Annotated in this window: 10 protein-coding genes; 6 read left to right on the top strand and 4 right to left on the bottom strand. The window is 60.1% G+C overall.

The window, feature by feature from the left end; genetic code table 11:
* Positions 1–34 precede the first annotated feature (34 nt).
* Positions 35–310, top strand: a complete 276-nt coding sequence (locus tag FHT29_RS33910) for a DUF4260 family protein (RefSeq protein WP_168601164.1) — start codon at positions 35–37, stop codon at positions 308–310.
* Between the two features lie 169 nt (positions 311–479).
* On the opposite strand, the gene FHT29_RS33905 is transcribed toward FHT29_RS33910, so the two are convergent.
* From FHT29_RS33905 to FHT29_RS33890, 4 genes are all read right to left on the bottom strand, one after another.
* Positions 480–1,424 (bottom strand): EamA family transporter, encoded by a 945-nt coding sequence (locus FHT29_RS33905; RefSeq protein WP_052212732.1) that lies wholly within the window; start codon positions 1,422–1,424, stop codon positions 480–482.
* 3 nt (positions 1,425–1,427) lie between these two features.
* A complete protein-coding gene (locus FHT29_RS33900; protein ID WP_047563503.1) occupies positions 1,428–2,108 on the bottom strand; it encodes a GntR family transcriptional regulator in 681 nt (226 codons plus the stop codon).
* A gap of 113 nt (positions 2,109–2,221) precedes the next feature.
* Positions 2,222–2,575 (bottom strand): RidA family protein, encoded by a 354-nt coding sequence (locus FHT29_RS33895; RefSeq protein ID WP_037200124.1) that lies wholly within the window; start codon positions 2,573–2,575, stop codon positions 2,222–2,224.
* A 38-nt stretch (positions 2,576–2,613) separates the two neighbouring features.
* Positions 2,614–3,861, bottom strand: coding sequence for a D-amino acid dehydrogenase (locus FHT29_RS33890; protein ID WP_047563506.1), 1,248 nt, complete (start codon positions 3,859–3,861; stop codon positions 2,614–2,616).
* Between the two features lie 214 nt (positions 3,862–4,075).
* Between FHT29_RS33890 and FHT29_RS33885 the strand changes: the two genes are divergently transcribed.
* The 5 genes from FHT29_RS33885 to FHT29_RS33865 all read left to right on the top strand — a co-directional run bounded on the left by FHT29_RS33885 (position 4,076) and on the right by FHT29_RS33865 (position 8,500).
* Complete coding sequence (locus FHT29_RS33885; RefSeq protein WP_047563034.1) at positions 4,076–5,170, top strand: ABC transporter substrate-binding protein; 1,095 nt, start codon at positions 4,076–4,078, stop codon at positions 5,168–5,170.
* An 83-nt stretch (positions 5,171–5,253) separates the two neighbouring features.
* Entirely contained in the window at positions 5,254–6,147 is an 894-nt protein-coding gene (locus tag FHT29_RS33880; RefSeq protein WP_047563035.1) for a branched-chain amino acid ABC transporter permease, read from the top strand.
* Entirely contained in the window at positions 6,140–7,033 is an 894-nt protein-coding gene (locus FHT29_RS33875) for a branched-chain amino acid ABC transporter permease (RefSeq protein WP_047563036.1), read from the top strand. The genes FHT29_RS33880 and FHT29_RS33875 overlap by 8 nt, the downstream gene beginning before the upstream one ends.
* Positions 7,026–7,784: an ABC transporter ATP-binding protein gene (locus tag FHT29_RS33870; RefSeq protein ID WP_037200116.1), complete on the top strand. Its 759-nt coding sequence runs from the start codon at positions 7,026–7,028 to the stop codon at positions 7,782–7,784. Before FHT29_RS33875 ends, FHT29_RS33870 begins: the two co-directional genes overlap by 8 nt.
* Positions 7,781–8,500, top strand: coding sequence for an ABC transporter ATP-binding protein (locus FHT29_RS33865; protein ID WP_047563038.1), 720 nt, complete (start codon positions 7,781–7,783; stop codon positions 8,498–8,500). The genes FHT29_RS33870 and FHT29_RS33865 overlap by 4 nt, the downstream gene beginning before the upstream one ends.
* Positions 8,501–8,530: the final 30 nt, after the last annotated feature.

The raw sequence follows: 8,530 nt of genomic DNA, 5'->3' as shown, positions 1-8,530 counted from the left end.
GTGCCATCATCCACCTCTTTGCTGTGGATGTTGAATCAGCTTCGCCGCGCCGCGTCACCTCACAATCGATTCATCGATCGCAGGACCTGCTCTAGCCGGGAAAAAGGTGGGGGCCGCGCTTTACAACGCGGCCCACTGGTACATCCCACCGCTCGCTTTGATCGCTTGGGGTATGGCTGGTCATGCGCCTGTGGCGTTGGCCGTCGGATTGGTATGGGCTGCCCATATCGGCCTAGACAGAGCGCTCGGCTACGGGCTCAAATATGCAGAAGGATTTGGCATGACACATCTGGAGTCAATCCGGCGCTAAAGAACAATACGAATTAACAAGACCAGTTACGACCAGGATCCCGTCGGAAAAAGCATCATCGCTTTAGGCAAGTTTTTGGTTTGCCTTACGAATTTATTGGCAGAAAGGATTTGCAATAACAGGGTCGTCGGTTCGTATCGCTTTCAAGAGCAAACAGAACGTAAACATTTCAGCTGCGTCGGGATGTAACTATGATCGCCGATACACCTGCCAAGATCAGTGCAATCCCAATCATTGAGAGAAGCGCCGGTTTCTCATCGAGGGCTACCCATCCAAGCACGACGCCGACCAGCGGATTGACGTAGGCGAAGGTGGATACGACCGTTGGCGGATAGATCTTCATGACCGTAATATAGGCCAGAAGGCTGGCCACGGAGCCGAAGATCGCCAGATATAAAAATGCCGTCAGCTGGACCGGAGCGATGTCAACCGGTGGCAAAAGAGATGTCTGGCTCGTCCAGCAGATGACGGTCAGAACGATTGCCGCCGACAGCGTCTGCAGTCCGGCAGCCCAGACCGGCGAAGTGGCTGCAAATAAAGGCTTCTGGATCAGGCTGCCGATCGACCATGTCAGGCCTGCGGCGCAGAGAATGAATGCCAGCCAGACCGCGTATCCGGTCTCGACCGATGCTGAACCGGCCAGGAAGACCGGCGGCCCGACGATAAGAAACAGGCCGGAAAGGCCGATGCCAAGCCCCACAACCACATTGCGCGATGGCGGCGTGCGGTCGATGACGCTGGAGATCAGCGTTGTCCAGATCGGGATCATGCCCATGGCCATGACGATAAAACCCGAGGCTGCATGCCCGGATGCCAGCGTCGCAAGTCCGTTGCCCGTCACCCACATCAGAATGCCGGAGGCCGCACAGATGACGATCTGCTTTGCCGAAAGAACGGGAAAGCGTCGAGTGCGAGAGAGGCCGATCGCAATCAACAGGGCAGATGCCGCCCACATCCGCCATGTCTGCAATTGCAACGGCGCGATGGAGGGTGGTCCAGTGACGGCAATCTTGACCGCGAAATACGTGCTTCCCCAAACGAGATAGACGACCAGCAGATTGCCGAGATTGGTCCAGGAGGTGCTGCGCGAGGTCGTGCCATCGATAAGGGACATGGTTCAGGCTTCCCGCATGAAGATACGGGCAAGACCTTCCTTCATCGTTTCCGTGGCGTCGGTGGCGCTGATCCGGATATGGTCGCCCATGATCTGCGATGCCGTCTGCCCGTCCCGTTTCAGCATCGCTTCGGCAATCCTGTTGTGCTCGGTATAGGTGGTCGAAAGACGCCGATGTTTTTCCACTTCGATCTGCCGGACGAAATGGATGCGGGTGTTGATGCCCTCGATCATCTTGGCAAGCTCGGGATTGCCTGAAAGCTTTGCGATACGCATGTGGAATTCCTCGTCCTTGGCCGTCAGGTCCGCGCTGGAGAGGGCATCCGCCATGGCCGAGGTCTTCTGCCACCAGTCGAACAGCGCCCGCAATTCGAGATCCGAGGCATGTTCCGACGCCAGTCGCACCGCCCGCTCTTCCAGCAGAATGCGGACATCGGTCAGGTTGAGGATTTCCTCGACATCGAAGCCGCGGCAGAAGAAACCACGATTGACCTGAAATGTGATCAAGCCTTCGGTCACGAGCCGTTGCAGCGCTTCGCGGATCGGGCTGCGGCTGACCTGCATCTTTGCCGCAAGCTCCAGTTCGTTGATCCGTTCGTTCGGCTTGAACCGGTATTCCATCGCCATACGGCGAATTTCCTCATAGACACGAGGTCCGGTCTTCGCAGGTTTCGATGCCAACACGTCTTGATCCTCGAGGTTGTGGCGATAGGACGGCCGGACAATTGCGCTGATGCCATGCAGCCTGTCAATTGAAACCGGTGTGGCCATGCCAGGACGACCGCACCGGGAACGCTTCAGATGCCCGCGATGACGGCAATCTCGACGGTAAATTGCGGGGCTGCAAGCTTAGATTCGACGCAGGCGCGTGCAGGGGCGTTACCGGGCGCCACCCATGCGTCCCAGACCGCATTCATCTCGTTGAACGTCGCGATGTCCGTCAGCCAGATCGATGCGGAAATGAGCTTGCTCTTGTCCGAGCCTGCTTCGGCCAGAAGTTCGTCGGTTTTTGCGAGGATATCGGCCGTCTGCTCGGCAATAGAGGCGCCGGGCGCACGCAGGGCGACCTGGCCTGCAAGAAAGACGAGGTTTCCGTAAGCAACGGCCTGCGACATGCGAGGGCCTGCGCCAAATCGGGTGATCTGGTTCATGTTTTTTCCTTTTCGGTAGGGTGATGGGGATGCTGCTGTCAGGCGGCGCGAGAGATGCTGTCCAGATCGACAGGAGAGCTTCGTCCCGCGATCAGGTCGGCGGTAATGCGCGCCGATCCGTGCGACATCGTCCAGCCGATATGACCATGCCCGGTATTGAGCCACAGGTTGTCGATGTCCCGGCGGCCGAGCACCGGAAGGTTGTCCGGCGTCATGGGGCGTAGTCCCGCCCACATATGGGCGCGATCATAGGCGATGCCCTTGGGGAACAGCGATCGCGTCACCTCCATCATGAAGGCGAAATCGGACGGCTTGTGAGACCGGTCGTAACCGGCAAACTCCGCCGTTGCTGTGACGCGGATCGCATCGCCCATCGGGGTGATCGCGACGAGATTGTGCTCGTCGAGGACCGGCACTTTGGGCGCCAGGTCGGGATCGGCGATCGGGATCGTCAGGGAATAGCCCTTGATCGGGTAGATGGGCAGCGAAAGCCCGATCTTGCGGGCAAGCAATGGGCTTTCGCTGCCAAGGCTCAGCACATAATTATCCGCGGTGAACTCGCCCTTGTTGGTCACGACACAGGTAATGCTGTTGCCGCGGCGCTCCAGCTTGAGAATGCGGGTGCCGGTCAGGATGCGGCCGCCGCGGCTGCGGACGATATCGGCCAGCGCCTTGGTGAATTTGGACGAACTACCGGTCTCGTCGGTGGGGCAGAGAATGCCGCCGGCGATGAGGTTGCGTGAGCCGAGCAATGCAGGCTCGCGACGCACGATTTCGTCGGCATCGATGATGCTTATCTGCTGGCCGTCACCTTCCAGAAGCCGCATGTTGCGCACGCCGTTGTCGAGCGCCGCCTTGTTGCGGTGGAAATAGATGATGCCGGACGTGGTGCGGTCATAGGCGATCCCCTCGAGCGCCACCACATCCTGCAGGACGGCCTGCGAATGGGTTGCCAGGCGATGCTTGCGCAGCGTGTTCAACCTCGCCTTTTGCGCCGTGCATTGCATCAGGAAGCGCCACGACCAGCCGTAGAGATGAGGATCGGCCGAGAGGCGGAACCGCAGCGCCTGGTTCTTCAGCACAAGCGATTTCAACAGGATCTTCGGTGCGGCGGGTGACGACCAGACGAAAGAATGACCGGGTGCGATCATGCCGGCATTCCCCCAGCTGGTGCTTTCCGCCACCTGGTTTTCCTGCTCCAGCACCGTCACCTCATGGCCGTCCTGAAGCAGCTGATAGGCGGTGGTGATGCCGACGACGCCACCGCCAAGGATCAAGGCATGCATGTTCATTTCCTCTGTGTCGAAATTATTGTCGACAATAAATATGCCGAGTGTCCGCTGTCAATATTGATTTTTCGTCTCCCGGAAGTGGATGAATCCGGGGAATAGCCGGATTGTTTATTGATGCATGGCAAAAAAATGTTGCGGTGTATCTTGACGGGAAAATTTATTGTCGTTTCTATTGTCGACAATAAATCTCAAACAAGAGGGGTGTGACATGAAGAGCATTTTGTTGAGTGGCGTGTTCGTTCTGGGCCTGTCCGTGGCAGCCTGTGCGCAGGAAGCGGTTATCGGCGCAATCCTTCCGCTTTCCGGCTCCAGCGCGACGCAGGGAGAAGACCAGCGGCGAGGCATGGAACTGGCGCTGGAGAAGATCAATGCCGGCGGCGGTGTTCTCGGTCATCCGCTCAAAATCGTCACCGAGGATTCCGGCGGACGCACGGCAACCGCCCTGGATGCGGCCAAGAAGCTCGTCACCGTTGACAAGGTGCCCGTCATCCTCGGGGAGTTCTCGTCCGGCATCACCGTCCCGATCGCGCAATATCTGCTGCAGCAGGGCCGGGCGCACATCAATATCGGCAGTTCCAGCACCCAGATCCGCACGCTGGGCAAAGGCGCCTTCAGTGTCATCGGCCTCGATGACGTCTCCGGGACTTTTGCCGCCCAGGACGTCTTTGCTGACGGCGCCAGGAAGGTTGCGGTCATCGCCCCAAACAATGCCTATGGTCAGGGCATCGCCAACGCCTTCGCCGCCAAGTTCAAGGCGCTCGGCGGCGCCATCACCTCGACGGTCCTTTATACGGAAGGGCAGACGACCTATCGCCGGGAGTTGCAGCAGCTCGGAGCCGGCGCGCCGGATCTCTATGTCTACACCGCCTATGGCAAGGAATCGGCGACCATCAATCGCGAAAGCTTCGAACTCGGCCTCAACGACAAGAAATGGTACGGGCTCTATCTGACCATGTGCACCGCCGACAGCGACCCGCAATATGTCGAGGGCCAGATCGGCATGGATCTCAACTATATCGGCGGCAACGGTGCCGGCTACCAGAAGGCTTATGAGGCCAAATATAAGGGCGGCTTCACCTCGACCTTCAACGGTTTTGCCTATGACGGCGTCATGCTGGTAGCCGCTGCCATCAACAAGGCGAACTCGCTCGATCCGCAGAAGATCGAAACGGCGATTGCCGAAATCGGCAAGAGCTACGAGGGTGCCACCGGCCCGATCGTATTGGATGCCGACGGGCAGCGCAGCGCCCAGCCCTATCTTCGTCTGAAGATCGAAAGCGGCAAGGCCATCGCCACCCAGTAAGCACCGTCAGCGCCGGCGTCCTGAGGGAAGACCCATAGGATGCCGGCGCTTCCGATCTTTGCCGATTGAACCGGACGAAAATCATGTTTCAATTTCTTGTCGACGTGCTGATGCGCGCCTGCGACCTCATGCTCGTGGCGATCGGCATGAGTGCCGTCTACTCGCTTATGAAGTTTCCCAATATCGCGCTCGTCCAGTATGCCGCGACCGGCGGTGTCCTGGCGATCGCGCTGCAGAAGGCAGGCGTGCCGGTCGGCGTCGCGATCATCTTTGCCGTCGTCCTGACAGGCTTGCTTGCGGTCATTCTCAACGAATTCCTGTTCAACCGGATGCTGAAGATCGGTTCGTCGACGGCGATGATCGGATCGCTGGCGGTCAGCATGGTCTTCTCCGCCGCCTTCCTCGTCACCGTCGGCCCCAACCCCAGCCGATTTGCGCTGCCGGTCTCGCGTCCCATCCGCATCCTCGATGCCCGCATCACCGAACCGCAGCTTCTCGGCTTCGCCATCGTTGCGGCCGCGATTGGGGTCTTCGCGTTTCTCTATTTCCGCACCGATCTTGGGCGCTGCATGCGCGCGACATCGACAAATGAAGTGCTTGCCGATGCCACCGGTATCGATACCGGCCGGATGAAGACCATCATCGTTCTGATCAGCGGGGTGATGGCGGCGCTCGGCGGCGTTGCGATCGCGCTGAAGGGCGAAGTCGACATCCAGGTCGGCATGGACCTGCTGCTGCCGGTCTTTGCCTCCGCCATTCTCGGCGGGCTCGGCAATCCGTTCGGCGCCATTGCCGGCGCGCTGCTGATCTCAGCTGCGGAAACGGTCGTGACGGCCGTCAATTTCGGTCCGCTGATGGGAGAGGTCGCCGCCTTCCTGCCGGTCGCCTATGCCAGCGCGATCTCCTTCCTTCTTCTGGTCGCAGCGCTTCTGTGGCGCCCGCGCGGTCTGTTCGTCAGCGAGGTCAAGCGTGTCTGATTTCATAATCCACGTCACTATCATGTCCGGCTTTTACGCACTGCTCGCATTGAGCCTCAACCTTCAGGCCGGTTTCGGCGGCCTGATGAATTTCGGCCAGATCGCGTTGTTTGCCTGCGGCACCTATGGTGCGGCGATCGCCTTCCATTTTGACTTCGGTGCGATTTCCGGCTTCGTTCTCGCGATGTTCGCGGCTGCTCTGCTGGGCTGGGCTTTTGCAAGCTTCGGCCGCAACCTCCAGGCGGACTATTGGGGCATCGTCACGCTGGCGCTGGCAGAGGTCATCCGCATCGTCACAACCAACGAGGACTGGCTGACCGGCGGTGCGCAGGGTATCGGCGGCATCCCGCCGCTTTATCCAGGTCTGGACAGCCAGGCGCGGCAGATCGCCATCCTCGTCACTGTTCTGGCGCTTGTGGTTGCCGCCGGGTTGTTGTGCCGCCATCTGATCGGCGGCCGTTACGGCCTGTCGATCCGGATGATGCGGGAGGAACCGCAGCTCGCCGCCTCGCTCGGTTACGATACGATCGCCCTCAAGCGCCAGTTGATGGCCGCATCCAGCGTGTTGGCGGCGGTATCCGGTTTTCTGTTTGCCCATTACGTCAGTTTCGTCGGGCCGGAGCAGATCGACAGTTCGGAAACCTTTCTGATCTGGGCGATGATCGTGGTCGGCGGTCTCGGCAACAACGCCGGTGCCATCGTCGGTGCCTTTCTGCTGCAGTTCGCCTTCGCCTTCATCCCTTTTGTCAAGGACTGGATCGGCCTGCCGACCGAATATGTCGCGGCCGGCCGGCTGTTTCTGACCGGCGGCGGGTTGATCGCCTTCATTCTGTTTCGGCAGTCAGGCATCGTGCCGGAACGTGTGGGAGGGCGCCGCTATGTCTGATCCGGTACTCACGCTCGAAGGTGTGGCCAAATCCTTCGGTGCCAATCAGGTCCTGGCAAATGTCGGTTTCCGAATCGGGCAGGGAGAGGTCGTCGGGCTGCTCGGGCCGAACGGCTGCGGCAAGTCGACCCTGCTCAATCTCGTATCCGGGATATTTGCTCCCGATGCCGGAACTGTGGTCTTCAACGGCGAAGATATTACCGGCCGCAGCATGGACCGGATCGCGCGGAAGGGGCTGGTGCGCACCTTCCAGCTGCCTTCCATGCCACGCAGGATGACGGTTGCCGAACTGCTCTATGGGGCAGCGGCACGGCGGGCCGGGTTCCGGAGCTTGTTCCGGCGGGAGGTAGACGACAGGGCGGAGGTTGACGCACTGCTGGACGACCTGGCGCTGTCGCATGTTCGCCATCTCCCGGCGGCCTCGTTGTCCGGCGGGCAGAAGAAGCTTCTGTCGATCGCGCTGGCCTTGCGGGCGTCTCCCGAGATGATCTGCCTCGACGAGCCGACCGCCGGCGTCCATCCCAATCTGCGCCAGCACATGATCGGGCTTCTGAGGCGCATCAATGCCGCCCGCATCACGCTGCTGATCGTCGAACACGACATGCATTTCATCCGCGAACTCTGCAGCCGCTGCGTGGTGATGGATCGCGGTGCGGTGATTGCCGATTGCAGGCCGTCGGAACTCACATCCAACGAACAGGTCGTCGAAGCCTATCTCGGCAATGCCAGACAGAAGAGGGCGATGGCATGATCGAAGTCACCAATGTGAGGGCCGGTTACGGCGATGGGCCGGATATTCTCAACGGCATTTCATTGAAGGCGGAGCCTGGCAGGATCGTCACCATTCTGGGGCCTAACGGCTGCGGAAAATCGACGCTTCTGAAGTGCATCGCAGGTTTCGTCCGGCCGCGGGCAGGCAATATCCGCATGTCCGGCGAGGCCGTCACCGACGTGCCGACCTACAGCAAGGTGCGCCACCACCGGGTCGGTTTCGTGCCACAGACGGACAATGTCTTCGCCACCATGACGGTGGCGGAAAACATCCTGCTCGGCGGCCGGCTGATGGAGCGACGAGACCGCGAGCGCCGGTTCGATGCGCTTCTTGACCAATATCCTAGCCTAGCCTCGAAGAAGAACAGACGTGCATCCGCTCTGTCGGGCGGTGAAAGACAGCTTCTCTCGCTGGCGCGGGCGCTGATTTCGGAACCGTCAATCCTTCTTCTCGACGAACCTTCGGCCGGCCTTTCTCCGCGGATGATGCACGATGTCTTCGAGGCGATCTCGCACGTCCGTCGTCGGGACGGTCCCTCGATCCTGATGGTCGAGCAAAACGCTTTCGAGGCGCTGCATGTGTCCGACACCGCCTATGTCCTGTCGCTCGGCAGCGTGGCGATGGAAGGTGCAGCCAGCGATCTTCTCGCCGATCCGGCAATGCGCTCGCTCTATCTCGGCGGCGACAGCCACTAATTCTCTTCTCACGCATACCGGAGACATGAT

It is taken from the genome of Rhizobium sp. SG741 (assembly GCF_012275435.1).
Classification (GTDB): Bacteria; Pseudomonadota; Alphaproteobacteria; order Rhizobiales; family Rhizobiaceae; genus Rhizobium; species Rhizobium lusitanum.
The sequence above is the reverse complement of the archived record's forward strand: the minus strand, read 5'-3'. Positions and strand labels throughout refer to the sequence as shown.